This is a genomic window from Enterobacter sp. AC1, from assembly GCF_050434705.1.
Lineage (GTDB): Bacteria > Pseudomonadota > Gammaproteobacteria > Enterobacterales > Enterobacteriaceae > Enterobacter > Enterobacter cloacae_L.
On record NZ_JBNDIZ010000004.1, the window covers coordinates 276,329 to 303,260 of the forward strand.

Consider the following 26,932-nt stretch of genomic DNA (forward strand, 5'->3'; position numbering starts at 1 on the left):
CGAAAATAAGGTTGTAACGATGAAATGGGACTGGATTTTCTTTGATGCCGACGAAACGCTGTTTACGTTTGATTCGTTCGGTGGTCTACAGCGGATGTTTCTCGATTATAGCGTGACGTTCACCGCTGAGGATTTTCAGGACTATCAGGCGGTAAACAAACCGCTGTGGGTAGATTACCAGAACGGTGCCATTACCGCGTTACAGCTTCAGCACCAGCGCTTTGACGTCTGGGCGGAACGCCTGAAGGTCAGTCCGGGAACGCTGAACGAGGCCTTCCTGAACGCCATGGCCGATATTTGTGCGCCACTGCCGGGCGCGGTTTCCCTGCTGAATGCGTTGAAAGGCAAGGTGAAACTGGGGATCATCACCAACGGTTTTACCGCCCTGCAGCAGATCCGCCTTGAGCGCACCGGCCTGCGCGATCATTTTGACGCGCTGGTGATCTCGGAAGAGGTCGGCGTGCCGAAACCGGATCCGCGTATTTTCGATTATGCGCTGGCGCAGGCCGGCAATCCTGACCGCGATCGCGTACTGATGGTGGGTGATACCGCAGAGTCAGATATTCTGGGTGGCATGAATTCCGGTCTGTCGACCGTCTGGCTTAATGCGCATGGCCGCGTGAAGCCTGAAGGCATCGAGCCGACCTGGACCGTGACGTCGTTGAACGAACTGGAGCAGCTCCTGTGTAAACAATGATTGCCTGCCCCCCATTGATGGGTAAAATAGCCGCAAATTCGTATTCCATGATGCGTGGCGTGTTGCCGCGCTTATAAAAGAAGATTTAATTATGACGTTGTCTCCTTATCTGCAAGAGGTGGCCAAGCGCCGCACTTTTGCCATTATTTCGCACCCGGATGCCGGTAAAACGACCATCACCGAGAAGGTGTTACTGTTCGGACAGGCGATCCAGACTGCGGGTACCGTTAAAGGCCGTGGTTCCAGCCAGCACGCAAAATCTGACTGGATGGAGATGGAAAAGCAGCGTGGTATTTCGATTACCACCTCCGTGATGCAGTTCCCTTATCACGACTGCCTGGTGAACCTGCTGGACACCCCGGGCCACGAAGACTTCTCCGAAGATACCTACCGTACCCTGACGGCGGTGGACTGCTGTCTGATGGTGATCGACGCTGCGAAAGGTGTAGAAGACCGTACCCGTAAGCTGATGGAAGTCACCCGTCTGCGCGATACGCCGATCCTCACCTTCATGAACAAACTCGACCGTGACATCCGCGATCCGATGGAGCTGATGGATGAAGTGGAAAACGAGCTGAAGATCGCCTGTGCGCCAATCACCTGGCCAATTGGCTGCGGTAAGCTGTTCAAAGGGGTTTATCACCTCTATAAAGACGAAACTTACCTGTATCAGACCGGTAAAGGCCACACCATTCAGGAAGTGCGCATCGTGAAAGGTCTGGACAACCCGGATCTGGACGCAGCGGTTGGTGAAGAGCTGGCCGCACAGCTGCGCGACGAGCTGGAGCTGGTGAAGGGCGCGTCTCACGAATTCGACAAAGAGCTGTTCCTGAGCGGTGAAATTACCCCGGTCTTCTTCGGTACCGCATTAGGTAACTTTGGCGTGGACCATATGCTCGACGGTCTGGTGGAGTGGGCGCCGCGTCCGATGCCGCGTAAAACTGACACCCGTGAAGTGGAAGCAAAAGAAGAGAAATTCACCGGCTTCGTCTTCAAAATTCAGGCCAACATGGACCCGAAACACCGCGACCGCGTGGCCTTTATGCGCGTGGTGTCCGGTAAGTATGAAAAGGGCATGAAGCTGCGCCAGGTGCGTATCGGTAAAGATGTGGTGATCTCCGACGCGCTGACCTTTATGGCGGGCGACCGTTCGCACGTTGAAGAGGCGTACCCGGGCGACATTATCGGTCTGCACAACCACGGCACCATCCAGATTGGCGATACCTTCACCCAAGGCGAAATGATGAAGTTCACCGGTATTCCGAACTTCGCGCCGGAACTGTTCCGCCGTATTCGCCTGCGCGATCCGCTTAAGCAGAAACAGCTGCTGAAAGGCCTGATTCAGCTCTCCGAAGAGGGCGCGGTGCAGGTGTTCCGCCCAATCGCGAACAACGATCTTATCGTGGGGGCCGTCGGCGTCCTGCAGTTTGACGTGGTCGTCGCGCGCCTGAAGAGCGAGTACAACGTGGAAGCGATTTACGAATCGGTGAACGTTGCGACCGCGCGCTGGGTGGAGTGTTCTGACGTGAAGAAATTCGAAGAATTTAAGCGTAAGAATGAAATTCAGCTGGCGCTGGATGGCGGCGATAACCTGACCTATATCGCGCCAACCATGGTAAACCTCAACCTCACGCAGGAACGTTATCCAGACGTTCAGTTCCGCAAAACGCGCGAACACTAATCCCCGCTCAGAGCACGGCGCCCGCCGTGCTCTTCTTTAATTCCTGTCTTATTAATCCCTTGCGGAATGTTCTTAATTCACTGCATTTTCGCGCTTTTTGCTCGTTTTTTACCCGAATCCGAAAGCGGCTCTGCGAGAGTGATCTATATTTAACTCAGTGTTTAGCACCGGGCGTGGATAAATTAACTGTTCAATGCATGACTTTAGGTTATCCATTTTGCCCGTGTGTTTATTCGCGATATATATAACTACTAAGGAAGTATGTAGCCCGAATAACGGGTCAACACAGGAATAGATCGATGAATATGACAAGACTGAAGATTTCAAAAACTCTGCTGGCTGTAACTCTGGGTAGCGTTCTGGTTAGCGGTTCCGCCCTGGCGGAAAGCAGCACCATGGATAAAGCACAGTCCACGGCCGATACCGCAGGGCAAAAAATCGATAGCTCTATGAATAAAGTCGGCAACTTTATGGATGACAGTTCAATCACAGCAAAAGTGAAAGCCGCACTGGTGGATGATGAAGCCATCAAGAGCACCGACATTTCCGTTAAGACCGACAAGAAGGTCGTCACGCTGAGCGGCTTTGTAGAAAGCCAGGCTCAGGCTGAACAGGCGGTGAAAGTGGCGAAGGGTGTCGAAGGTGTCGCATCCGTAAGCGATAAGCTGCACGTACGTGACGGTAAAAACGCGTCGGTGAAAGGTTATGCCGGTGATGCCGCTACGACCAGCGAAATCAAAGCTAAACTTTTAGCGGATGACATCGTGCCGTCCCGTAAGGTGAAAGTGGAAACCACCGACGGTGTGGTTCAGCTTTCCGGTACGGTAGATTCCCAGGCGCAAAGTGAACGTGCCGAGTCAATTGCGAAAGCCATTGATGGTGTGAAAAGCGTTAAAAACGATCTGAAAACGAAGTAAATCTTGACCATTCGCCCGTCAGGCTGAGGTCTGCGGGCGAAATAAGAACGACTCTGGAAAAACGCCGGTGAGTGACCTGAGCGCTCACGTTTAGCGGCCGACATTAACTATGGTAAAGGAGAAGCTTATGTTTCGTTGGGGCATTATATTTCTGGTTATCGCGTTAATTGCCGCCGCATTGGGCTTTGGTGGACTGGCAGGTACAGCGGCATGGGCAGCTAAAATCGTCTTCGTTGTGGGTATTATTCTGTTCCTGGTCAGCCTGTTTACGGGACGTAGACGTCCGTAGCAAACGCAATATTCCATCAACAAAAAAAAGCCAGTCACTGCGACTGGCTTTTTCTTATTTGCGTTGCAGGCCGGGTGCGTTACTGTGGTGTCATAAAATAATCAGAACAGGAAAGCAGAGGTGGGGCAACGAATTCCCGTTACGCTCGGCAATATTGCGCCGCTGACGTTAAAACCGTTTCGCGCAGGTCAACTCGCGCTGGTGTGCGAGGGCGGTGGACAGCGCGGCATTTTCACCGCAGGCGTGCTGGATGAATTTATGCGCGCGCAGTTCAACCCGTTTAACCTGTACTTCGGCACGTCTGCCGGGGCGCAGAACCTCTCTGCCTATGTCTGCAACCAGCCCGGCTACGCGCGAAAGGTCATTATGCGCTACACCACGGCGAAAGAATTTTTCAACCCGATACGTTTTGTGCGCGGCGGCAACCTGATCGACCTCGACTGGCTGCTGGAAGCAACCTCCAGCCAGATGCCGCTGGCCATGGATACCGCCGCCCGCCTGTTTGATGGCGGCAAAGAATTCTGGATGTGCGCCAGCCGGGGCGATGATTACTCGCCGGGGTACTTTTCTCCTCAGAAGGAGAACTGGCTGGATATCATCCGCGCCTCCAGCGCCATCCCCGGCTTCTATCGTACCGGCGCGCTGCTGGACGGCATTAGCTATCTGGACGGCGGCATCAGTGACGCGGTGCCGGTGCAGGAAGCCGCCCGGCGCGGGGCGAAAACCATTGTGGTGATCCGTACCGTACCGTCGCAAATGTATTACACCCCGCAGTGGTTTAAGCGGATGGAGCGCTGGCTGGGCGACAGCAGCCTGCAGCCGCTGGTTAACATCGCGAAGCAGCATGAAACCACCTACGGCGCGATGCAGCGCTTCATTGAAAAACCGCCGGGTAAGCTGCGTATTTTTGAGATCTATCCGCCTAAGCCGCTGCTGAGCATGGCGCTGGGCAGTCGCGTTCCTGCGCTGCGCATGGATTACAAAACGGGGCGGCTGTGCGGGCGCTATTTCCTGGCGACGGTAGGAAAAATGCTGGCGGAGCAACCGCCGCTTCATCGGCATAAACGTATTATTACGCCGCCTGCGATTGTCGCTAACGACGCCCTGACGATGCCGCTGGTGGACATCCCGCAGGCGAACGACGCTTTATTAGATAACGAGGATCTGGCGTGACGCACCGCTTTGTCGATACCCACTGCCACTTTGATTTCCCGCCGTTTACGGGAGATGAAGAGCAAAGCATTGCGAAAGCGTCCGAGGCAGGCGTTCAGGCCATTATTGTGCCCTCGGTTGAAGCGGCCTATTTTTCCCGCGTGCTGAATCTTTCCACCCGGCATCCCGCGCTCTATGCCGCGCTTGGCCTGCATCCGATCGTGATTGAGCGGCATCGGGACGAGCACATTGAGAGGCTCGATGAGGTACTGCAGACCGCCGGGGACAAGCTTGTTGCCATCGGTGAGATCGGCCTCGATCTTTACCGGGAGGATCCACAGTTTGAGCGCCAGCAGGCGATCCTCGACGCGCAGCTCAGGCTGGCGAAGCGCCACGATCTGCCGGTGATCCTCCATTCAAGACGCACGCACGATAAGCTGGCAATGCACCTGAAACGCATCGATCTGCCGCGTAAAGGCGTCGTGCACGGTTTCTCCGGCAGCCTGCAGCAGGCGCAGCGGTTTATCGAGCTGGGCTACAAAATCGGCGTCGGTGGAACCATCACCTACCCGCGAGCCAGCAAAACCCGGGACGTGATGGCGCAGCTGCCGCTGTCGGCGCTGCTGCTGGAAACCGACGCGCCGGATATGCCGCTCAACGGTTTTCAGGGGCAGCCGAATCGCCCGGAACAGGCGGCGCGCGTGTTTACCTCCCTGTGTGAACTGCGAAAAGAGCCTGAAGAGGCGATTGCCGATGCGCTGCTGGAAAATACGCGGTCGGTATTTGGCATCACGCTATAGGTAAAGCGCCGGACGAATCACCGCTATCTTCTGGTTTTCCAGCGCCTGCGCCAGCGGTTCAACGTCCTCTGGCGTGGCGCTGCGCCATGACGCCGCCTCACCGTAAACGCCGTGAGCATGAAACGCGTTGATGCGCACCGGCACATTTCCAAGCCCGTGGATAAACGTCGTCAGCGGCTTGAGGTGTTCCAGATAATCACACTGCTCCGGGATGACCAGCAGGCGGAGCTCCGTCAAACGGTGACGATCTGCCAGCCAGCGGATGCTCTGCTTAATCTGCGGGTTTTCGCGCCCGGTCAGGAAGCGGTGATGCTCATTCCCCCACGCCTTCAGGTCCAGCATCGCGCCATCCAGTACCGGCAGCAGCTTTTGCCAGCCGGTTTCGCTTAACAGACCGTTGCTGTCGACCAGGCAGGTCAGGTGGCGCAGGGCGGGATCCGCTTTGATCGCGCTGAAGAGGGCGATCAAAAACGGCAGTTGGGTCGTGGCTTCACCGCCGCTCACGGTGATGCCTTCAATAAATGGCGCGGCCTTGCGGATCTGCGTGAGGGTCTCCTCCACGCTCAGGCGGTGTGCCATGGGCGTTGCCTGCTGCTGGCACAGGTGAAGGCAGGTATCGCACTGCTGACAATGACTCTCCTGCCACCAGACGCGTCCGGCCTGAATAGTCAGCGCGTCGTGGGGGCAGCGGGGCACGCAGTCGCCGCAGTCGTTGCAGCGGCCGATGGTCCACGGGTTGTGGCAGGTTTTGCAGCGCAGGTTGCAGCCCTGCAGGAACAGGGCCAGGCGGCTGCCCGGCCCGTCCACGCAGGAAAAAGGAATGACCTGACTAACTAAAGCGCATCTGCTGTTCATGGCTTATCACGCGTGGCTGACGTTCCAGGATACGGGTATTGCGTGCGGCTTCTTCACCCAGCCACGTGGTGTTGGTTCTCGAACCCGCTTCCCGGTATTTCTCCAGATCCGATAATCGCACCATATAGCCGGTCACGCGGACCAGATCGTTACCCGCTACGTTGGCGGTAAATTCCCGCATACCCGCCCTGAAGGCGCCGAGGCACAGCTGGACCACCGCCTGCGGGTTGCGTTTTACCGTCTCATCCAGCGTCAATATGTCGCTTATCCCGGAAGAGTAGTGTTTGTGGTGAGGAGCCACGGCCAGCAGGTGGCTTATCGGATCCGGCTCGTCGCCGTAGGGCAGACGCGCGCCCGGCGTGGTACCCGAGTCCGAACTGATCCCCGACTGCGCATGCAGCATCGCGCGATGCTTCCAGCCGTGCTTCACCGGCGTGTTTTCAACAAATGCCGCAAGCTGCTCGCTGATGCGATACCCCAGCGCGTTGGCCTGCTCATCTTTGCCGTAACGCCCTGCAATGCCTGCTTTTTCACAGAGCGTATTGACCGCTTCCGCCATGCCGTACAGGCCAAACATCGGCACGAACCGATCGGCATCAATCAGCCCCTCTTTCACCAGGAAGCTATTCTCAAAGAAGCCGGACTGTTGATACAGAAAATCGCAGCGTGCGTCGATGATGGCAATTTGCTGCTGGCAGTAGTGCGGAAGCGTGCGGGTGAAGAAGTCGTCGATGGAGACGCTGCGTTCGGCAATGGCTTTGAGGTTAAGGCGCACCAGAGTGCTGCCACCGCCCGCCAGCGGCAGGGAGTTGTAACAGCTCACCACGCCATAACGTCCTTTTGTGAAAATTTTATCATTTACTGGGCCATTAGAAATATGCGGTTTGCTGCATTCGCATATGTTTTTGGCCACCTCAAGCAGCAAATTTTCCGGGGTGATTTCGGGGTCGTAAATAAACGTCAGGTTCGGCGCAACCTGCTTCAGTTCTGCATCTGCACGCAGTATCGCCCGCGTGATGGGGGTATCTTCCGGCCCAATGTTGGCGTGCATAAAGGCATCCGGCAGCGTACGGTCGAGATAGCGCCAGAAACGTTTTATTCGGCTATCGATGTCTTCTTGTGTTAGAATTCTAACATACGGTTGCAGCAGTGCATCGAGATGGCCGAGATAGACCGGCATTGATGTGACGGACGGAACATGATGGTAGAGGATGGTTAACAGCGAGAGGGCGTCGTCGAGATCTTTTGCCCCCTCCAGCTCCAGCCACTCTGAACCGTTAGCCAGAAATTTTGCGTAATCCGGCAGAACGTAACGGGGCTTGTAGGGCGCATGGCCTTCGAACATGTCGCAGATAAATCCCTCGTCCAGCGCGGCACGGGCAGCCTCAGGAAGGGCCGGATAAGGCAGATTGTTTTCCGCTTCCAGCGCCAGAAAATGACGTTTTTGTTCCGGGGTTAACACCGGGCTTGTCACAATGTGCTGGCAGCGCTGCTGCAGGGCGTCGGGGCTGGCGTGGGGCATGTTCGCTTCCTTAATGGTTCTGCGGATGATGAACGGATTGTAGAAAGCCAGCCCGTCGGGGCTTTTGATCCGACAGGGGGTATCGCTGCTTTAGTCGGCAATTTGCGCCCTAAAGTTTGAAGAAGATCGCATTACAGTAATGCAAATTTGTACGCAGTTTTCATTAACTGTGATGAATGTCGAAGTGTGGATGCGGGTGGATGTTAGAATACTCACAGACCCGCAAGGTAAAATTTATACGGCACTGCCGTTGGAGAATGTTATGACCGATTTAACTGCAAGCAGCCTGCGCGCGTTGAAACTGATGGACCTGACCACCCTGAACAATGACGACACCAATGAAAAAGTCATCGCCCTGTGCCATCAGGCGAAAACGCCCGTCGGTAACACCGCCGCCGTCTGTATCTACCCGCGCTTTATCCCGATTGCCCGCAAGACGCTGAACGAGCAGGGCACCCCGGACGTGCGCATTGCAACCGTAACTAACTTCCCGCACGGCAATGACGATATCGAGATTGCGCTGGCAGAAACCCGCGCGGCGATTGCTTACGGTGCAGACGAAGTGGACGTGGTGTTCCCGTACCGCGCGCTGATCGCGGGCAACGAGCAGGTTGGTTTTGACCTGGTGAAAGCCTGTAAAGAGGCCTGCGCGGCGGCAAACGTGCTGCTCAAAGTGATCATCGAAACCGGCGAGCTGAAAGAAGAGGCGCTTATTCGTAAAGCCTCTGAAATCTCCATCAAAGCCGGTGCGGATTTCATCAAAACCTCAACGGGTAAAGTGCCGGTTAACGCCACCCCGGAAAGCGCGCGCATCATGATGGAAGTGATTCGCGATATGGGCGTGTCCAAAACCGTGGGCTTCAAACCGGCGGGCGGCGTGCGTACCGCTGAAGACGCGCAGCAGTTCCTGGCGATTGCCGACGAGCTGTTTGGCGCCGACTGGGCCGATTCCCGTCACTACCGCTTCGGCGCGTCCAGCCTGCTGGCCAGCCTGCTGAAAGCGCTGGGTCACGGCGACGGTAAGAGCGCAAGCAGCTACTGATTGCCAGACAATGCCGGATGACGCTTCGCTTATCCGGCCTACAGGATCGTAGGGCGGGTAAGCGTAGCGCCACCCGCCACAACTCCCCCGATTCCGCATGGAGGTTACCGTGTTTCTCGCACAAGAAATTATTCGTAAAAAACGTGATGGTCATGCATTAAGCGACGAAGAGATCCGCTTCTTTATCAACGGCATTCGTGATAACACCGTCTCAGAAGGGCAGATTGCGGCTCTGGCGATGACCATCTTCTTCCACGATATGTCGATGCCCGAGCGTGTCTCGCTGACCATGGCAATGCGAGATTCAGGAACCGTCCTGGACTGGAAGAGCCTCAACCTTAACGGCCCGATTGTCGATAAACACTCCACCGGCGGCGTGGGCGATGTGACGTCTCTGATGCTTGGCCCCATGGTGGCAGCCTGCGGCGGTTACATCCCGATGATCTCCGGACGCGGCCTGGGCCACACCGGCGGTACGCTCGACAAGCTGGAAGCCATTCCGGGATTCGATATCTTCCCGGATGACAACCGCTTCCGCGACATTATTAAAGACGTTGGCGTGGCGATTATCGGCCAGACCAGCTCTCTTGCTCCGGCAGACAAGCGTTTCTACGCGACGCGTGATATTACCGCGACCGTTGACTCCATCCCGCTGATCACCGCCTCTATCCTGGCGAAGAAGCTGGCAGAAGGGCTGGACGCGCTGGTGATGGACGTTAAAGTGGGTAGCGGCGCGTTTATGCCAACCTATGAACTCTCAGAGGCGCTGGCCGAAGCGATCGTTGGCGTCTCCAACGGCGCGGGCGTGCGCACCACCGCGCTGCTGACCGACATGAACCAGGTGCTGGCCTCCAGCGCCGGTAACGCGGTCGAAGTGCGTGAAGCCGTGCAGTTCCTGACGGGTGAATACCGTAACCCGCGCCTGTTCGACGTCACCATGGCGCTTTGCGTAGAGATGCTGATTTCCGGTAAGCTGGCGAAAGACGATGCTGACGCGCGCGCGAAGCTGCAGGCGGTGCTGGACAACGGCAAAGCGGCGGAGATCTTCGGCCGCATGGTTGCTGCCCAGAAAGGCCCGACCGACTTCGTCGAAAACTACGCGAAATACCTGCCGACAGCGATGCTCAGCAAAGCCGTTTATGCGGACACCGAAGGTTTTGTCTCCGCCATGGACACCCGCGCGCTGGGCATGGCGGTGGTCTCGATGGGCGGCGGTCGTCGTCAGGCATCAGACACCATTGATTACAGCGTCGGCTTTACCGACATGGCCCGCCTGGGCGACAGCGTTGACGGCCAACGTCCGCTGGCGGTGATCCACGCCAAAGACGAAGCCAGCTGGCAGGAAGCGGCGAAAGCGGTGAAGGCGGCCATTGCGCTTGATGATAAAGCGCCAGAAACCACACCGACCGTCTATCGCCGCATCACCGAATAGCGGTATACTGATCTGATCAATCATTTTTAAGCACTACGTACGGAGAACAATTATGAAACGTGCATTTATTATGGTGCTGGACTCATTCGGCATCGGCGCAACCGAAGATGCAGAACGTTTTGGTGACTTGGGTTCCGATACCATGGGTCACATCGCGGAAGCCTGTGCGAAAGGCGAAGCGGACAACGGTCGTAAAGGCCCTCTGACTCTACCCAACCTGACCCGCCTCGGTCTGGTGAAAGCGCATGAAGGTTCTACCGGTAAAATCGCAGCCGGTATGGACGGCAACGCGGAAGTGGTGGGCGCCTACGGCTGGGCTCACGAACTCTCTTCCGGTAAAGATACCCCGTCTGGACACTGGGAAATCGCCGGTGTGCCGGTACTGTTTGACTGGGGTTATTTCTCCGATCACGAGAACAGCTTCCCGCAGGAGCTGCTGGATAAGCTGGTTAAGCGTGCCAACCTGCCGGGCTACCTCGGTAACTGCCACTCTTCCGGTACCGTGATTCTGGACGAGCTGGGCGAAGAGCACATGAAAACCGGTAAGCCGATTTTCTACACCTCTGCCGACTCCGTGTTCCAGATTGCCTGCCACGAAGAGACCTACGGCCTGGATAAACTCTACGAACTGTGCGAAATCGCCCGTGAAGAGCTGACCGAAGGCGGCTACAACATCGGCCGCGTGATCGCACGTCCGTTTATCGGCGACAAAGCGGGTAACTTCCAGCGTACCGGCAACCGTCACGACCTGGCCGTTGAGCCACCGGCACCGACCGTGCTGCAGAAGCTGGTTGAAGAGAAAGACGGCCACGTGGTGTCCGTGGGTAAAATCGCGGATATCTACGCCAACTGCGGTATCACCAAAAAAGTGAAAGCCACCGGTCTGGATGCGCTGTTCGATGCCACCATCAAAGAGATGAAAGAAGCGGGCGACAAGACCATTGTCTTCACCAACTTTGTGGACTTCGACTCCTCCTGGGGCCACCGTCGCGACGTTGCGGGCTATGCGGCCGGTCTGGAGCTGTTTGACCGCCGTCTGCCGGAGCTGATGGAGCTGGTGGGTGAAGATGACATTCTGATCCTGACCGCGGACCACGGCTGCGACCCAACCTGGACCGGTACCGACCACACCCGTGAGCACATTCCGGTGCTGGTGTACGGCCCGAAAGTGAAGCCGGGCTCGCTGGGTCACCGTGAAACCTTCGCGGACATCGGCCAGACTATCGCGAAATACTTTGGTACGTCTGACATGGAATATGGCAAGGCCATGTTCTGAATCATGTTGGGTGCGGTCTGATGCCCTCACCCCGGCCCTCTCCCACGAGAAACACGGGTGCGGTCTGATGCCCTCACCCCAACCCTCTCCCACAGGGAGAGGGAGAATTTAAATGAAAAGGAACTGAAGATGGCAACTCCTCACATTAATGCAGAAATGGGTGATTTCGCTGACGTCGTATTGATGCCGGGCGACCCGCTGCGCGCGAAGCACATTGCAGAAACCTTCCTCGAAGACGTGCGTGAAGTGAACAACGTTCGCGGCATGCTGGGCTTCACCGGTACCTATAAAGGCCGCAAAATCTCCGTGATGGGCCACGGTATGGGTATCCCATCCTGCTCTATCTACACCAAAGAGCTGATCACCGACTTCGGCGTGAAGAAAATCATCCGCGTTGGCTCCTGCGGCGCGGTGCGCATGGACGTTAAGCTGCGCGACATCGTTATCGGTATGGGTGCCTGCACCGATTCCAAAGTTAACCGCATGCGTTTCAAAGACCATGACTTTGCTGCCATTGCAGACTTCGGCATGGTGCGTGACGCGGTTGACGCGGCGAAAGCGCTGGGCGTGGAGGCTCGCGTGGGTAACATCTTCTCTGCTGACCTGTTCTATGCACCGGACGGCGGCGAGATGTTCGACGTGATGGAGAAATACGGCATTCTGGGCGTGGAAATGGAAGCGGCGGGCATCTACGGCGTAGCGGCTGAGTTTGGTGCGAAAGCGCTGACCATCTGCACCGTGTCTGACCACATCCGTACCCACGAGCAGACCACCGCCGCCGAGCGTCAGACCACCTTCAACGACATGATTAAAATCGCGCTGGAATCCGTTCTGCTGGGCGATAAAGAGTAATTCTGTCTCTTCCCTCCCTCTCCCTGTGGGAGAGGGCTGGGGTGAGGGCACCAGCTAGCGCACGGCCTGCGCAATCCACGCTGACAGCTCCCGCAGCTCATTTTCCTGCGCCGGGAAATCCCCAATCAACGCGTCGCATTCCTGCTGCAGCATATCCGCCCGGTACAAACAGCCCTGCAAGCGTGCCGCAAGGGCTTCCAGCGGCGCCGGATTCAGACTGTCCGTAAACACCTGCGTGCGGGTGATATGGCCTTTCTCGACGTCAAAATGCAGCTCCACGCCGCCCCAGGTAAAACGCTCATCCAGCAGATGGGAAAACGCAGGCGCCTGGCCGAAGTTCCACTCCCAGCTGCTCTGGCGGGCGAAGGTTTCCGCGAAGTTTGGCAGGTCCGGGGTCTTATCCGGTGAAATCACTTCTGCTTCCACGCGCTCGCCGTAATGCGCAAAGAACGCCTCACGCACGGCCTTACAGATTTGCTCATGAGTGACGCCCGGCAGCAGTTCGACCAGATTTGCCACGCGGCCGCGCACGGAGGTAATCCCTTTGGCCTGGAGTTTTTTCTTGTCGGGATTCAGGTAGTTCGCCAGGCGGCTGAGATCGGCGTTAAGAAGCAGGGTGCCGTGGTGGAACCCGCGATCCATCGTTTCGCGATAGGCAGAGCCGGACACTTTGCGATCTCCGTCGGGCGTTTTGACCACCAGATCGTTACGCCCGGAGGCTTCCGCCGTCACGCCGAGCGAGTTGAGCGCGTTGAGGACGATGGACGTTGAGATGGTTTTGTCATACTCCGGTTTACCCGCCATAAAGGTAAAGCAGGTATTGCCCAGATCGTGAAACACCGCGCCGCCGCCGCTGCTGCGGCGCGCGAGGCGAACGTTGTCCTCTTCCATACGCCGCGTATTGCACTCTTTCCACGGGTTTTGCGCGCGGCCGATGACCACCGTATCAGCGTTACGCCAGAGAAACAGGACGCGCTGGGTGGCGGGCATCTGGCGGAAGATGCACTCTTCTACCGCGAGATTAAACCAGGGATCGTAAGAGTCAGAGATAAGCAGGCGTAACGTCGTCATGGCAGAGTTCCTTTTCCGAATCGTTCGCCTACTTTATCACTATTCTTTCTTCTCGCTCTCTTCGTCTTCAGGGACGGATTTGCTGGCGGTCAGCAGGAACGGGGATTGCTGCCAGCGCGAGCGTTTGCCCCGAAGCAGGGTACGCGCCAGAACAACGCCAATGGCGAGTGAAAGCAGCAGCATCAGGCGCAGAATGTTGGTGGTATTATCGACCTGTTTGGCTTCGGTTGGCAGGGTGTGAGTATCGAGGGTCAGGCGCAGATACCCGAGCGGCCCATTTTTGCCCTGAATAGGTTCGACGAGCTGCTGGTTGAAATAGCCCCCGGCTTTTTTACCGTCCAGCGCCAGCCTGTCGCGCACGTCAACGTGTTCGCCCGCGCGGGCGATCAGGTCGCCTTGCTCATCATAGACGCCGGCATCAAGAATGCGGCTGTTTTCCGTGAGCAGGCGTAAAACCTGGCCTATTCGCTTCTCGTCCGGCGTTTCGGTACGCATGGACGGCGCGATATTGAGCGTCACCTGGCGTGCCAGCGTGCGGGCCAGCTCTTCAAACTGCGGGTTGCGTTGCCGTTGATGGTTCTGGCTAAACCAGGATGCCCCTTGCATCAGCACCACTAACAGTGCGAGACAGGAGAGGACAATCACGGCGCGATGGAGCCGGAATTTCAGTTTTTCGCGAGCCATATTCCACCTGCTGAAAATTTACGGCTTAATGTTGCCAGAAGTGATGGTTACAGGGTAGCCTCATGCGTTATTTTCCCTCTGCAACCTTCCGGCGCGAACGAAATTACAGGAGCTTTAATGCCGAACATTACCTGGTGTGACCTGCCAACGGATGTCTCTTTATGGCCAGGATTGCCGCTCTCTTTAAGTGGCGATGAGGTGATGCCTCTGGATTACCACGCCGGTCGTAGCGGCTGGCTCCTCTACGGACGCGGTCTGGATAAGCAACGCCTGACCCAGTATCAAAGCAAGCTGGGCGCCGCGATGGTAATCGTCGCCGCCTGGTGCGTGGAAGACTACCAGGTCATTCGCCTGGCCGGTTCCCTGACGCAGCGCGCAACGCGTCTGGCGCATGACGCCGGGCTGGACGTCGCGCCGCTGGGGAAAATTCCGCACCTGAAAACGCCGGGTCTGCTGGTCATGGACATGGACTCTACGGCGATCCAGATCGAATGTATCGACGAGATTGCGAAACTGGCGGGCAGCGGCGAGCTGGTGGCGGAAGTCACCGAGCGTGCGATGCGCGGCGAGCTGGACTTTACCGCCAGCCTGAGACAGCGCGTGGCGACCCTGAAAGGGGCCGATGCCAATATTCTGCGTCAGGTACGCGACGTGCTGCCGCTGATGCCCGGATTAACGCAGCTGGTGCTGAAGCTGCAGTCCCTCGGCTGGAAAGTGGCGATCGCCTCTGGTGGCTTCACCTTCTTCGCAGATTACCTCCGTGAAAAACTGCACCTGACCACCGTGGTGGCCAATGAGCTGGAGATCATGGACGGCAAGCTGACCGGCCAGGTGATCGGCGATATTGTGGATGCCCAGTACAAAGCCAATACGTTGACCCGTCTGGCGGAAAAATATGAAATTCCGGTCGTCCAGACCGTCGCCATCGGGGACGGGGCGAACGACCTGCCGATGATCAAAGCGGCCGGGCTTGGCATTGCCTACCATGCCAAACCAAAAGTGAATGAAAAGACGGAAGTGACTATCCGTCACGCTGACCTGATGGGGGTGTTCTGCATTCTCTCCGGCAGCCTTAATCAGAAATAACGAGGTAAACCGTGGCGAAAGCTCCAAAACGCGCATTTGTCTGTAATGAATGTGGTGCGGATTATCCGCGCTGGCAGGGGCAATGCAGCGCCTGTCATGCCTGGAACACCATCACCGAAGTGCGTGGTGTGGCGGCTTCGCCGAGCGTAGCCCGCAACGAACGCCTGAGCGGTTACGCCGGCAATGCGGGCGTAGCGAAGGTGCAAAAACTCTCGGACATCAGCCTGGAGGAGCTGCCGCGCTTCTCCACCGGGTTCAAAGAGTTTGACCGCGTGCTCGGCGGCGGCGTGGTGCCGGGCAGCGCGATTCTTATCGGCGGTAACCCCGGCGCGGGTAAATCGACCCTGCTGCTGCAAACGCTCTGCAAGCTCGCTGAACAGATGAAAACCCTGTACGTCACGGGCGAAGAGTCTCTGCAGCAGGTGGCGATGCGCGCGCACCGTCTGGGCCTGCCGACCGGCAACCTGAACATGCTGTCGGAAACCAGTATCGAGCAGATCTGCATGATCGCCGAAGAAGAGCAGCCGAAGCTGATGGTGATCGACTCCATCCAGGTGATGCACATGGCGGACATTCAGTCCTCGCCGGGCAGCGTGGCGCAGGTGCGTGAAACGGCGGCCTACCTCACGCGCTTTGCCAAAACGCGCGGCGTGGCGATCGTGATGGTCGGCCACGTGACCAAAGACGGCTCGCTGGCGGGGCCGAAAGTGCTCGAACACTGTATCGACTGCTCCGTCATGCTCGACGGCGACGCGGACTCTCGTTTCCGCACCCTGCGCAGCCATAAAAACCGCTTTGGGGCGGTGAACGAACTGGGCGTGTTTGCCATGACCGAGCAGGGTCTGCGTGAAGTCAGCAACCCGTCGGCCATCTTCCTGAGCCGTGGAGATGAGATCACTTCCGGCAGCTCGGTGATGGTGCTGTGGGAAGGGACGCGCCCGCTGCTCGTTGAAATTCAGGCGCTGGTGGACGTGTCGATGATGGGCAACCCGCGGCGCGTGGCGGTCGGTCTGGAACAGAACCGTCTGGCGATCCTGCTGGCGGTGCTGCACCGTCACGGCGGGCTGCAGATGGCGGATCAGGACGTCTTCGTTAACGTGGTGGGCGGCGTTAAAGTCACCGAGACCAGCGCTGACCTGGCGCTGCTGCTGGCAATGGTCTCCAGCCTGCGCGACAGACCGCTGCCGCAGGATCTGGTCGTCTTCGGCGAAGTGGGACTGGCCGGGGAAATCCGTCCGGTGCCCAGCGGGCAGGAGCGTATCTCCGAGGCGGCAAAACACGGTTTCCGTCGGGCTATCGTTCCGGCCGCTAACGTGCCGAAAAAGATCCCGGAAGGGATGCAGGTATTTGGCGTGAAAAAACTCGCAGATGCGTTAAATGTCTTTGACGACTTATAATTACGTATTCGATTTTGCAGGAGGCACCGTAATTTATGTCATCATTTGACTACATCAAAACCGCAATCCGTCAGAAAGGCTGCACGCTACAGCAGGTGGCGGACGCCAGCGGTATGACCAAAGGCTACCTGAGCCAGCTGCTGAACGCCAAAATCAAAAGCCCCAGCGCGCAGAAGCTCGAAGCGCTGCATCGCTTTCTGGGGCTTGAATTCCCGCGTATGCAAAAGAACATCGGCGTGGTGTTCGGCAAGTTTTACCCGCTGCATACCGGGCATATCTATCTGATCCAGCGCGCCTGTAGCCAGGTGGATGAACTGCACATCATCATGGGGTACGACGAAACCCGCGATCGCCAGCTGTTTGAGGACAGCGCCATGTCGCAGCAGCCGACCGTGCCTGATCGTCTGCGCTGGCTGCTTCAGACCTTCAAATATCAGAAAAATATTCGCATTCATGCCTTCAACGAAGAAGGTATGGAGCCCTATCCGCACGGCTGGGACGTGTGGAGTAACGGCATCAAAGCGTTTATGGAAGAGAAGGGGATTGCGCCGAACTGGATCTACACCTCTGAAGAGTCCGACGCGCCGCAGTTCCGTGAGCATCTGGGCATTGAAACCGTGCTTATCGATCCGAAGCGCACCTTCATGAACATCAGCGGGGCGCAGATCCGCGAAAACCCGTTCCGCTACTGGGATTACATCCCGACCGAGGTGAAGCCGTTCTTTGTGCGCACCGTCGCGATCCTGGGCGGCGAGTCGAGCGGGAAATCAACGCTGGTCAACAAGCTGGCGAATATCTTCAATACCACCAGCGCGTGGGAGTACGGACGCGATTATGTCTTCTCCCATCTGGGTGGCGATGAGATGGCGCTGCAGTATTCCGACTACGATAAAATTGCACTCGGGCACGCCCAGTACATTGATTTTGCGGTCAAATACGCCAACAAAGTGGCGTTTATCGATACCGATTTCGTGACCACGCAGGCGTTCTGTAAAAAGTACGAGGGACGCGAGCACCCGTTCGTGCAGGCGCTGATTGACGAATACCGCTTTGACCTGGTGATCCTGCTGGAGAACAACACCCCGTGGGTCGCTGACGGCATGCGCAGCCTCGGCAGCTCCGTGGACAGGCGGGAATTCCAGACCATGCTGGTGGAGATGCTCAATGAGAACAACGTTGAGTTTGTGCATGTGGAAGAGTCGGACTACGACTCCCGTTTCCTGCGCTGCGTCGAGCTGGTGAAGGAGATGATGGGGGAGCAGGGGTAAAAAACTTCCCCCCTCACCCTAACCCTCTCCCCAAAGGGGAGAGGGAACGATTACCCCCTCGCCCCTTTGGGGAGAGGGCCGGGGTGAGGGGAAACAATCCGCTCAATACTCAACCACCACTTTCCCGCGCATATGCCCGTCCAGCACCTTACGGTGCGCCTCGGTAATGCTTTCCACGCTCAGCCCGTGCAGCGTTTCGCTCAGCGAGCTTTCCACCACGCCGTTATCCACCAGCTTCGCCACCTCATTGAGGATCTCACCCTGACGCGCCATATCCGCGGTCTGATACATGCTGCGGGTATACATAAATTCCCAGTGCAGGGCGGCGGATTTGGACTTCAGCTTGTCCTGGTTCAGCGGATGCGCGTTCTCGACGATGGAACAGATATGCCCCTGAGGCGCAATCAGGTCGCTGACCGCATCCCAGTGCCCGTCGGTGTCGTTGAGGATGAAAATATAATCCACAAAGGTGAATCCCTCTTTCACCAGCTCGCCTTTCAGATCGCGGTAGTTCACCACCACGTCTGCACCGCGGTCGCGGCACCACTGCGCGGAATCTTCACGTGACGCGGTTGCGACGATTTTCACCTTGCTGTTGTGCTTCGCAAACGGGATCGCCAGCGATCCCACCCCGCCCGCACCGCCGATAATCAGCAGCGTTTTGTCCGCGCCGGCGTCCTGAATGTTCAGCCGTTCAAACAGACCTTCCCACGCGGTGAGCGCGGTCAAGGGCAGTGCAGCGGCAGCCGCCCAGTCGAGGCTGGCAGGTTTGCGCCCGACAATGCGCGCATCGATCAGCTGATGCGTGGTGTTGCTGCCCGGACGGGTGATGTCGCCCGCGTACCACACTTCATCTCCCGGCTTGAATCCGGTGACGCCCGTCCCAACGGCTTTGACGATCCCGCTGGCATCCCAGCCGAGCACGCGCGGCTCTTTCAGCCCGTTTTTGGCAATGCCCGCATGCACCTTGGTGTCTACAGGGTTAACGGAGACGGCTTTCACCTCCACCAGCAGATCGTGCTCGCCGGGCTGCGCCATCGGCGGGGTGATTTCAATGAAGGTGGAGGGATTTTCTGGGTTAACGGCAATGGCTTTAACTGACATGGTGTGCTCCTCAATGGAATGCGTTTTGTTGAGGCTAGTCTATTAAGTGGTCAGCTGCATGATAAGATGGACAATCAAGAACTCAGCGTTCGTACAGGATGAACAATCATGTTTAAACAGCTGCAGGACATGGCGCTGTTTGCGCTGGTGGCGGAGATGGGCAGCTTTACCGCAGCGGCACACAAAGCGGAACTGCCGAAATCCAGCGTGAGCCAGCGCATCAGCCAGCTTGAACAGCAGGTGGGCATTCGCCTGCTTAACCGCACCACGCGCAGGCTGAACCTGACGTTTGCGGGCGAGCACTATCTCGTGCACTGCCGGGAGATGCTGGCGGCCAGCGAGCGGGCGGAGTACGCCATTCAGCGCCTGCGCGAAAACCCGAGCGGGCGGCTTCGCATCACCTGTCCGGCGGGGATCGGTGCCACGCTGCTGGCGCATATGAACGCCGAATTCCAGCTCCGCTATCCCGACGTTTCGCTCGATGTTTCGATTTCTGACGACGTGCTCGATCTGGTCGAGTCTGGCTTTGACGTGGCGCTGCGCACCGGTAAGCCGCAGGACTCCTCTCTGATTGGCCGGATGATCGGCCACTGCCCGCGCTATATGATGGCCTCGCCGGCATACCTGGCGCGTCGGGAGCCGCTGACGCATCCTCGCCAACTGGTGGAGCACCGCTGCATTACCCACAAAGCCTGGTCCGAGTGGCTTTTGCAAAGTAAGAGTGAGGATTATCGCTATCTGCCGGATAACGCCCATCTGACGGATAACCTGGTATACGCCCGCGAGTGCGCGATGGCCGGTGCAGGGATCACGCTGCTTCCGGCTTTTTTGCTGGAAGATAAGGTCGAGAAAGGAGCGCTGGTGCAGGTGCTGCCGGAGTGGAACGTCGAAGGAAACGACCTGTGGCTGGCCTATCCGAGCCGTAAGCTGAACTCGCCCGCGCTAATGAGCTATATCGACTTTGCGATGCAGTTTGATGAGGTGAAGCGGTATTACGTGGCAGGGTGATTATGTGCGGCCTGATGCCCTCACCCTGACCCTCTGCCCCGGGGAGAGGGATCCCCACAAAATAATGTCTGCACTGACGACCCCCTCTCCCTTGAGGGAGAGGGCTGGGGTGAGGGGGAACATACGGCTGTGGAGGTTATTCCGTTCACTTCATGTTCCTTGCTACTCTGTAACGACATGACCGGTGAACGTGCCAGGGTGGCTCAATCGCCACCACCCTGGCGACCCGGGCTCCCGGCGGTAAATCGCCGCTTCGCGGTGCCCTCAGCTTATTCCTTCAGGCTATCGGGTCGGGCATGAGCCTGCCTCCCTGCAGGCCACGCCCTCTCGGCGCATTCCTGCGCCTCGCCCCGGCCTTACGGAAACGCTTCGGCGTACCATAAAAAAACGGCAACCGAAGTTGCCGTTTTGCTGTTATTTCGCAATACGCTTGTACTTAATACGCTTCGGCTCCAGCGCGTCTGCGCCCAGCGTGCGTTTCTTGTACTCTTCGTATTCGGTGAAGTTACCTTCGAAGAACTCGACTTTACCTTCATCCTGGTAGTCCAGAATGTGGGTCGCGATACGGTCAAGGAACCAGCGGTCGTGCGAGATAACCATCGCGCAGCCCGGGAACTCCAGCAGGGCGTTTTCCAGCGCGCGCAGGGTTTCGATGTCCAGGTCGTTGGTTGGTTCATCGAGCAGCAGCACGTTACCGCCCACCTGCAGCAGCTTCGCCAGGTGCAGACGACCGCGCTCGCCGCCGGACAGCTCGCCCACGCGTTTGCCCTGGTCGGTGCCTTTGAAGTTAAAGCGACCAACATAGGCGCGGCTTGGCATCTCGGTGTTGCCGATACGCATGATATCCAGACCGCCGGAGACTTCTTCCCATACGGTTTTGCTGTTATCCATCGCGTCACGGAACTGGTCAACGGACGCCAGCTTCACGGTTTCACCCAGGGTGATAGAACCGCTGTCAGGCTGTTCCTGACCGGACATCATGCGGAACAGGGTTGATTTACCCGCGCCGTTCGGACCGATGATCCCGACGATAGCGCCTTTCGGTACGGAGAAGGTCAGGTCGTCAATCAGCAGGCGGTCGCCGTAAGACTTACGCAGATTGCTGACTTCAACCACTTTATCCCCCAGACGTGCTCCAGGTGGAATAAACAGTTCGTTGGTTTCGTTACGTTTCTGGTATTCGGTATTGTTAAGCTCTTCAAAGCGTGCCAGACGGGCTTTGCCCTTGGACTGACGGCCTTTCGCGCCCTGACGCACCCACTCCAGCTCTTTCTCGATAGACTTACGACGCGCCGCTTCCTGAGAAGCTTCCTGCGCCAGACGCTGATCTTTCTGCTCCAGCCAGGAGGAGTAGTTGCCTTCCCACGGAATGCCTTCACCGCGGTCCAGCTCCAGGATCCAGCCCGCGACGTTGTCGAGGAAGTAACGGTCGTGGGTAATCGCCACAACGGTGCCTTCGAAGTCGTGCAGGAAGCGTTCCAGCCACGCCACGGATTCCGCATCCAGGTGGTTAGTGGGTTCGTCGAGAAGCAGCATGTCTGGTTTTTCCAGCAGCAGGCGGCACAGCGCCACGCGGCGGCGTTCACCACCGGAAAGATTGGCGATTTTCGCATCCCAGTCCGGCAGACGCAGGGCATCCGCCGCGCGCTCCAGCTGCACGTTCAGGTTGTGACCGTCGTGCGCCTGGATAATCTCTTCATATTTGCCCTGCTGAGCGGCCAGCTTGTCAAAGTCCGCATCCGGCTCGGCGTATTTGGCATACACTTCATCCAGACCTTTCAGGGCGTTAACCACTTCGGAAACGGCTTCTTCTACGGACTCACGCACGGTGTGTTCCGGGTTCAGCTGAGGTTCCTGCGGCAGGTAGCCGATTTTGATGCCAGGCTGCGGACGGGCTTCACCTTCGATGTCTGTATCGATGCCCGCCATGATGCGCAGCAGGGTGGACTTACCGGCACCGTTGAGACCCAGAACACCAATTTTTGCGCCCGGGAAGAAGCTCAGCGAGATATTTTTAAGAATATGACGTTTCGGCGGGACCACTTTGCCGACACGATGCATGGTATAAACGAATTGAGCCACGTTGGACTTCGCCTCTTTTATCGTAATGAGAAGGAATTTCAGCCTCGAAGTGTAGCCTTTTTCATGCCCTAATCCCAGTCAGGAACGCCGGGAGTGTTAAAACGCGCAGGAAAGGTAAAAAAGTGTCCATAACGTGGCGCGTTGCAGGATGCCTGGTTAGCATAAGTTGATTAGACTTTGACGTGGCAAGACGCTGCAATTGACGAAAAAACAATGAGGAAGAGCTTGTGGAAAAAGCCAAACGGGTGGTCTGGCGTCTGCTGGCTGCCAGCGTATGCGTAATGGCGGTAAGCCAGGCGGTGCATGCCGATTCACTGGATGAACAACGTAACCGCTACGCCCAGATTAAACAGGCGTGGGACAACAAGCAGATGGATACCGTGCAGGCGCTGATGCCGACGCTAAAGGATTATCCGCTGTATCCGTATCTGGAGTATCGCCAGATCACGGACGATCTCATGAACCAACCGACCGTCACCGTGAATAATTTCATTCAGGCGAACCCGACCCTGCCGCCGGCGCGGAACCTCAAGTCTCGTTTCGTTAACGAGCTGGCGCGTCGCGAAGACTGGCGAGGACTGCTGGCGTTTAGCCCTGAAAAGCCGAACGCCACCGAAGCCCAGTGTAATTATTACTATGCGAAATGGGCGACCGGGCAGCAGGAAGAGGCCTGGGCCGGGGCGAAAGAGCTCTGGCTTACCGGCAAAAGCCAGCCAAACGCCTGTGATTCCCTGTTTGGTGCATGGCGTGCTTCCGGCAAGCAGGACCCGCTGGCCTACCTTGAGCGCATCCGTCTGGCGATGAAAGCTGGCAACACGCGGCTGGTGACCACCCTGGCGGGGCAAATGCCGTCCGATTACCAGACTATCTCTACGGCCGTTATTGCCCTGGCAAACGATCCGAACAGCGTCCTGACCTTTGCCCGCACTACGGGGGCGACCGATTTTACCCGCCAGATGGCGGCGGTGGCTTTTGCCAGCGTGGCGCGTGACGATGTGGAAAACGCGCGGCTGATGATCCCGCAGCTGGTGCAGGCGCAGCAGCTTAACGAGGAGCAAACCCAGGAGCTGCGCGACATCGTGGCGTGGCGACTGATGGGCACCGATGTGACCGACGAACAGGCGCGCTGGCGTGACGACGCGATCATGCGTTCAAACTCCACCTCGCTTGTCGAGCGCCGCGTGCGAATGGCGCTGGGCACGGGCGATCGTCGTGGGCTGAATACCTGGCTTGCGCGTCTGCCGATGGATGCCAAAGAGAAAGATGAATGGCGCTACTGGCAGGCCGACCTGCTGCTGGAGCGCGGTCGTGATGATGAAGCCAAAGAAATCCTCCATGCGCTGATGCAGCAGCGCGGGTTCTACCCGATGGTGGCCGCACAGCGTTTGGGCGAGGAGTACACCTTCCGCATTGATAAAGCACCCGCTAACGCGAACCCGGCGCTGACGCAGGGGCCAGAAATGGCGCGCGTGCGCGAGCTGATGTACTGGAACATGGACAACACCGCGCGCAGCGAATGGGCGAACCTGGTGACCAGCCGCACCACCGACGAGAAAGCCCAGCTTGCCCGCTATGCGTTTGATAATCACTGGTGGAATCTGAGCGTGCAGGCGACGATCGCCGGCAAGCTGTGGGATCATCTCGAAGAGCGTTTCCCGCTGGCGTATAAAGATCTTTTCGATCGCTACACCAGCGGCAAAGATATCCCGCAAAGTTACGCGATGGCGATTGCCCGTCAGGAGAGCGCGTGGAACCCTAAAGTCCGTTCCCCGGTGGGCGCCAGCGGTCTGATGCAGATCATGCCGGGCACGGCGACGCACACGGTGAAGATGTTTAATATTCCTGGGTACAGCAGCCCGTCACAGCTCCTGGATCCGGATACCAACATCAACATCGGTACTAGCTATCTCCAGTACGTGTATCAGCAGTTCGGCAATAACCGCATCTTCTCTTCGGCGGCGTATAACGCGGGCCCTGGGCGCGTGCGCACCTGGCTCGGCAACAGCGCCGGGCGCATCGACGCCGTGGCGTTTGTCGAGAGCATTCCGTTCTCGGAAACGCGCGGATACGTGAAAAACGTGCTGGCGTATGATGCGTACTATCGCTACTTCATGGGACAGAAAGATACCCTGATGAGCGATGCCGAGTGGCAGAGACGTTACTGATCGGCGTGGGTTGTGTTATGCTGTACTCGCTAATGAGTACAAGAGGCAGCATAACATGACCCAGCATTCCCCGTATTCCTCGGCAATGGCCGAACAACGTCATCAGGAGTGGCTTCGTTTTGTGGAGTTGCTTCGCCAGTCGTACGATCAGGATTTGCATTTACCCCTGATGCAGCTGATGCTCACGCCGGACGAGCGCGAGGCGCTGGGCACGCGCGTGCGGATCATTGAAGAGCTGCTGCGCGGCGAGATGAGCCAGCGCGAGCTGAAAAATGAGCTCGGCGCGGGCATCGCGACGATTACCCGCGGATCGAACAGCCTGAAGTCGGCACCCGTTGAGCTGCGCCAGTGGCTGGAAGCGGTATTGCTGAAAAACGCCGGATGACGGCTTCGCCTGATCCGGCCTACATATTCAACGATAAATCGCGTTATGAAACGGGCTTAACGCCAGAATTACTGCCTGGTGATACACGCCTGAACGCGTCAGCGCGCCTGCGGTGAAGACCCCAATGGCCCCTTCTTTACGGCCAATCTCATCAATGCCGGTGTACTGCGACATCACCGGCCCGAGCGCTTCACCCGCACGGACTTTTTCCAGAATGATCGCCGGCAGCGGCAGGGTGGCCGAACGCGCTTCACCGCGCTGTTCGCGGCTTTCGATGACCACCCAGCTGAAGGTTGCGCCTTCGTCGATACCTGCTTCAATGGCCACCCAAAAGTCAGCATCCGGTGCCGCAGCCTTCGCATTCGCCACGCGATTTCGTGCGCCAGCGCGCGTTTCCTCGCTGCCAAACGGCTGTTCAGGGACGCCACTCTCGACGCCGATGGCCTCAATATGGCAGGATCCTGCGCCGAAGATCTCTTCAAATGCCCTTAGAATTGCCTGAATTTTGGCAGGATTAGTGGTAGCAGAGACAACATGGTGCATAATTAAGCTCGATTCAAAAAAACTCATCGCAGTATAACGGAAAAAAAGCATGTTACAGGTATACCTTGTTCGCCACGGTGAAACGCAGTGGAACGCCGAGCGACGTATTCAAGGCCAGTCAGACAGTCCCCTCACTGAGAAGGGCGTGCAGCAAGCGTGGCAGGTGGCAGAGCGTGCCAGAACGCTGGGCATTACCCACGTCATCACCAGCGACTTAGGTCGCACACAGCAGACGGCGCGCATCATCGCAGACGCCTGCGGCTGTGACGTCATGCTTGAGCCGCGCCTGCGCGAGCTGGATATGGGCGTGCTGGAAAAACGCCATATCGATACGCTGACGGAAACGGAAGAGGGCTGGCGTCGCACGCTGGTGAACGGTACCGAAGATGGCCGTATCCCTGAGGGAGAATCCATGCAGGAGCTCAGCGTGCGCATGCATGCTGCACTGGCCGAGTGCCTGAAGCTTCCGGCAGGAAGCCGTCCGCTGCTGGTGAGTCACGGGATTGCGTTGGGTTGCCTGGTGAGCACCATTCTGGGGTTACCGGCGTATGCTGAGCGCCGTTTGCGTCTGCGCAACTGCTCCATTTCCCGGATTGATTATCAGGAGAGCGCGTGGCTGGCGTCGGGCTGGGTAGTGGAGATGGCAGGGGACATTTCGCATCTCGATGCCCCTGCGCTTGATGAACTGCAGCGTTAACGACGTATCGGAATCAAAAATTCCATACGCAGATTGATTGGGCCTTCTTCCGGTTTAGCATCCTGCGCCGGGTAGTAGCGCTCAATGTCCTGACCTTTACGGCGATTCAGATTCAGCATTGGCATGCATGTCCCGTAAACGGTCAGGATGAACTCCTGAACCCCCGTTCCCAGCCCTTCATACGCGAACATCACGTACTCACCGCCTTCCAGCACAACAGGCTTTGACCCCTGAATGTAGCCATTGGCCATATCCGGCGTCAGCGCGGTGGTATAGAACACCTCCTGCTCGTCGTCTTTTTCCTGGCTCGGGTGCGTTTCGTTGAGACCATACAGAATCGGCGGGATCGCCGGCGCGTGGCTCAGGAAGTCGCGCCAGAACTGGACGCGCATCTGATGACGGAACTCAGAAATCTGCTCCAGGGAGCACGAGTAACTCTGCGTTGTACCGATCAGATGGGTTTCAGGCAGCGTGACAATTTCGTATTTCGGCATCGCGAACTCGCCCAGACGCAGCGGCGGACGCATGCCAAACGAGCTCCAGTCAGGCGAGCGACGATAAAGCGCTGGCGTCAACGAGAACTGTTTCTTAAAGGCGCGGGTGAAGGTTTGCTGCGAATCGAAACGGTATTGCAGGGCAATATCCAGAATCGGGCGTGCGGTCAGGCGCAATGCCACAGCAGACTTTGACAGACGACGTGCGCGAATATAGGCCCCGATAGCATGACCGGTGACATCCTTGAACATCCTTTGCAGATGCCACTTGGAATAGCCTGCTTTAGCCGCCACATTATCCAGTGACAAAGGCTGGTCGAGATGACCTTCCAGCCAGGTGAGCAGGTCGCGAATAATTCCAGCCTGATCCATATACTATCCTCATCCTTAAAACAGCAGGTGCCTGATAACAGGTTAGCGGATAATAGCATTT

General features: G+C 57.5%; 25 protein-coding genes. 17 read left to right on the top strand and 8 right to left on the bottom strand.

Annotated features, from left to right (window positions below):
• Positions 1-19 precede the first annotated feature (19 nt).
• The 6 genes from yjjG (at position 20) to M2433_RS14555 (ending at position 5,536) form a co-directional block, all read left to right on the top strand.
• Positions 20-697, top strand: a complete 678-nt coding sequence (yjjG, locus tag M2433_RS14530) for a pyrimidine 5'-nucleotidase (protein ID WP_047346285.1) — start codon at positions 20-22, stop codon at positions 695-697.
• Positions 698-788: 91 nt separating this feature from the next.
• Positions 789-2,378: a peptide chain release factor 3 gene (gene prfC / locus M2433_RS14535; protein WP_429054995.1), complete on the top strand. Its 1,590-nt coding sequence runs from the start codon at positions 789-791 to the stop codon at positions 2,376-2,378.
• 299 nt (positions 2,379-2,677) lie between these two features.
• Entirely contained in the window at positions 2,678-3,295 is a 618-nt protein-coding gene (osmY, locus tag M2433_RS14540) for a molecular chaperone OsmY (protein ID WP_028015434.1), read from the top strand.
• A gap of 127 nt (positions 3,296-3,422) precedes the next feature.
• Positions 3,423-3,584 carry a DUF1328 domain-containing protein gene (locus tag M2433_RS14545; protein ID WP_003856556.1) on the top strand — a complete coding sequence of 54 codons (162 nt, stop codon included), beginning with the start codon at positions 3,423-3,425 and terminating at the stop codon, positions 3,582-3,584.
• Between the two features lie 120 nt (positions 3,585-3,704).
• Positions 3,705-4,757, top strand: a complete 1,053-nt coding sequence (locus tag M2433_RS14550; protein WP_429054997.1) for a patatin-like phospholipase family protein — start codon at positions 3,705-3,707, stop codon at positions 4,755-4,757.
• Positions 4,754-5,536, top strand: coding sequence for a TatD family hydrolase (locus tag M2433_RS14555; protein WP_429054998.1), 783 nt, complete (start codon positions 4,754-4,756; stop codon positions 5,534-5,536). Before M2433_RS14550 ends, M2433_RS14555 begins: the two co-directional genes overlap by 4 nt.
• Here the strand turns inward: M2433_RS14555 and M2433_RS14560 are convergent.
• Both M2433_RS14560 and M2433_RS14565 read right to left on the bottom strand, forming a co-directional pair.
• Entirely contained in the window at positions 5,531-6,391 is an 861-nt protein-coding gene (locus M2433_RS14560) for a YjjW family glycine radical enzyme activase (protein WP_429055000.1), read from the bottom strand. The genes M2433_RS14555 and M2433_RS14560 overlap by 6 nt on opposite strands.
• On the bottom strand, positions 6,366-7,913 hold the full coding sequence (locus tag M2433_RS14565) for a YjjI family glycine radical enzyme (protein WP_429055002.1): 1,548 nt from the start codon (positions 7,911-7,913) through the stop codon (positions 6,366-6,368). Before M2433_RS14565 ends, M2433_RS14560 begins: the two co-directional genes overlap by 26 nt.
• Before the next feature lie 262 nt (positions 7,914-8,175).
• Here M2433_RS14565 and deoC point away from each other — a divergent pair, with 262 nt between their 5' ends.
• From deoC to deoD, 4 genes are all read left to right on the top strand, one after another.
• Entirely contained in the window at positions 8,176-8,955 is a 780-nt protein-coding gene (gene deoC / locus M2433_RS14570; protein WP_429055004.1) for a deoxyribose-phosphate aldolase, read from the top strand.
• Between the two features lie 109 nt (positions 8,956-9,064).
• A complete protein-coding gene (deoA, locus tag M2433_RS14575) occupies positions 9,065-10,387 on the top strand; it encodes a thymidine phosphorylase (RefSeq protein ID WP_059312624.1) in 1,323 nt (440 codons plus the stop codon).
• A 52-nt stretch (positions 10,388-10,439) separates the two neighbouring features.
• A complete protein-coding gene (deoB, locus tag M2433_RS14580; RefSeq protein WP_429055006.1) occupies positions 10,440-11,663 on the top strand; it encodes a phosphopentomutase in 1,224 nt (407 codons plus the stop codon).
• Positions 11,664-11,792: 129 nt separating this feature from the next.
• The gene (gene deoD, locus M2433_RS14585; protein WP_010427122.1) at positions 11,793-12,515 is read left to right on the top strand and encodes a purine-nucleoside phosphorylase; all 723 of its coding nucleotides are present in this window, start codon (positions 11,793-11,795) and stop codon (positions 12,513-12,515) included.
• A gap of 54 nt (positions 12,516-12,569) precedes the next feature.
• On the opposite strand, the gene lplA is transcribed toward deoD, so the two are convergent.
• A complete protein-coding gene (gene lplA / locus M2433_RS14590) occupies positions 12,570-13,586 on the bottom strand; it encodes a lipoate--protein ligase LplA (RefSeq protein WP_429055007.1) in 1,017 nt (338 codons plus the stop codon).
• 39 nt (positions 13,587-13,625) lie between these two features.
• Positions 13,626-14,270, bottom strand: coding sequence for a YtjB family periplasmic protein (locus M2433_RS14595; protein WP_429055008.1), 645 nt, complete (start codon positions 14,268-14,270; stop codon positions 13,626-13,628).
• Positions 14,271-14,387: 117 nt separating this feature from the next.
• Here M2433_RS14595 and serB point away from each other — a divergent pair, with 117 nt between their 5' ends.
• Genes serB through nadR form a run of 3 tightly spaced genes read left to right on the top strand, consistent with a single transcriptional unit; the run spans position 14,388 to position 18,021 of the window.
• Positions 14,388-15,356 (top strand): phosphoserine phosphatase, encoded by a 969-nt coding sequence (gene serB, locus M2433_RS14600; RefSeq protein ID WP_025757501.1) that lies wholly within the window; start codon positions 14,388-14,390, stop codon positions 15,354-15,356.
• Between the two features lie 11 nt (positions 15,357-15,367).
• The gene (gene radA, locus M2433_RS14605) at positions 15,368-16,753 is read left to right on the top strand and encodes a DNA repair protein RadA (protein WP_014068810.1); all 1,386 of its coding nucleotides are present in this window, start codon (positions 15,368-15,370) and stop codon (positions 16,751-16,753) included.
• Between the two features lie 35 nt (positions 16,754-16,788).
• Positions 16,789-18,021: a multifunctional transcriptional regulator/nicotinamide-nucleotide adenylyltransferase/ribosylnicotinamide kinase NadR gene (gene nadR, locus M2433_RS14610; protein ID WP_015572616.1), complete on the top strand. Its 1,233-nt coding sequence runs from the start codon at positions 16,789-16,791 to the stop codon at positions 18,019-18,021.
• A gap of 102 nt (positions 18,022-18,123) precedes the next feature.
• Here the strand turns inward: nadR and M2433_RS14615 are convergent, their stop codons facing one another.
• Positions 18,124-19,125: a zinc-binding alcohol dehydrogenase family protein gene (locus M2433_RS14615; RefSeq protein WP_429055011.1), complete on the bottom strand. Its 1,002-nt coding sequence runs from the start codon at positions 19,123-19,125 to the stop codon at positions 18,124-18,126.
• A 108-nt stretch (positions 19,126-19,233) separates the two neighbouring features.
• Between M2433_RS14615 and M2433_RS14620 the strand changes: the two genes are divergently transcribed.
• Positions 19,234-20,133, top strand: coding sequence for a LysR family transcriptional regulator (locus tag M2433_RS14620; RefSeq protein WP_429055012.1), 900 nt, complete (start codon positions 19,234-19,236; stop codon positions 20,131-20,133).
• 414 nt (positions 20,134-20,547) lie between these two features.
• Here M2433_RS14620 and ettA read toward each other — a convergent pair whose 3' ends face one another.
• A complete protein-coding gene (gene ettA / locus M2433_RS14625; RefSeq protein WP_032649883.1) occupies positions 20,548-22,215 on the bottom strand; it encodes an energy-dependent translational throttle protein EttA in 1,668 nt (555 codons plus the stop codon).
• Positions 22,216-22,442: 227 nt separating this feature from the next.
• On the opposite strand from ettA, the gene sltY reads away from it, so the two are divergent.
• The gene (sltY, locus tag M2433_RS14630) at positions 22,443-24,380 is read left to right on the top strand and encodes a murein transglycosylase (RefSeq protein WP_429055014.1); all 1,938 of its coding nucleotides are present in this window, start codon (positions 22,443-22,445) and stop codon (positions 24,378-24,380) included.
• 55 nt (positions 24,381-24,435) lie between these two features.
• Positions 24,436-24,765 (top strand): trp operon repressor, encoded by a 330-nt coding sequence (gene trpR, locus M2433_RS14635; protein ID WP_047346298.1) that lies wholly within the window; start codon positions 24,436-24,438, stop codon positions 24,763-24,765.
• 27 nt (positions 24,766-24,792) lie between these two features.
• On the opposite strand, the gene yjjX is transcribed toward trpR, so the two are convergent.
• Complete coding sequence (gene yjjX / locus M2433_RS14640; protein ID WP_429055016.1) at positions 24,793-25,308, bottom strand: inosine/xanthosine triphosphatase; 516 nt, start codon at positions 25,306-25,308, stop codon at positions 24,793-24,795.
• 49 nt (positions 25,309-25,357) lie between these two features.
• On the opposite strand from yjjX, the gene gpmB reads away from it, so the two are divergent.
• Entirely contained in the window at positions 25,358-26,005 is a 648-nt protein-coding gene (gpmB, locus tag M2433_RS14645; RefSeq protein WP_008502057.1) for a 2,3-diphosphoglycerate-dependent phosphoglycerate mutase GpmB, read from the top strand.
• Here the strand turns inward: gpmB and robA are convergent.
• Positions 26,002-26,871 (bottom strand): MDR efflux pump AcrAB transcriptional activator RobA, encoded by an 870-nt coding sequence (gene robA, locus M2433_RS14650; RefSeq protein WP_025758049.1) that lies wholly within the window; start codon positions 26,869-26,871, stop codon positions 26,002-26,004. The two genes, gpmB and robA, sit on opposite strands and share 4 nt — an antisense overlap.
• Positions 26,872-26,932: the final 61 nt, after the last annotated feature.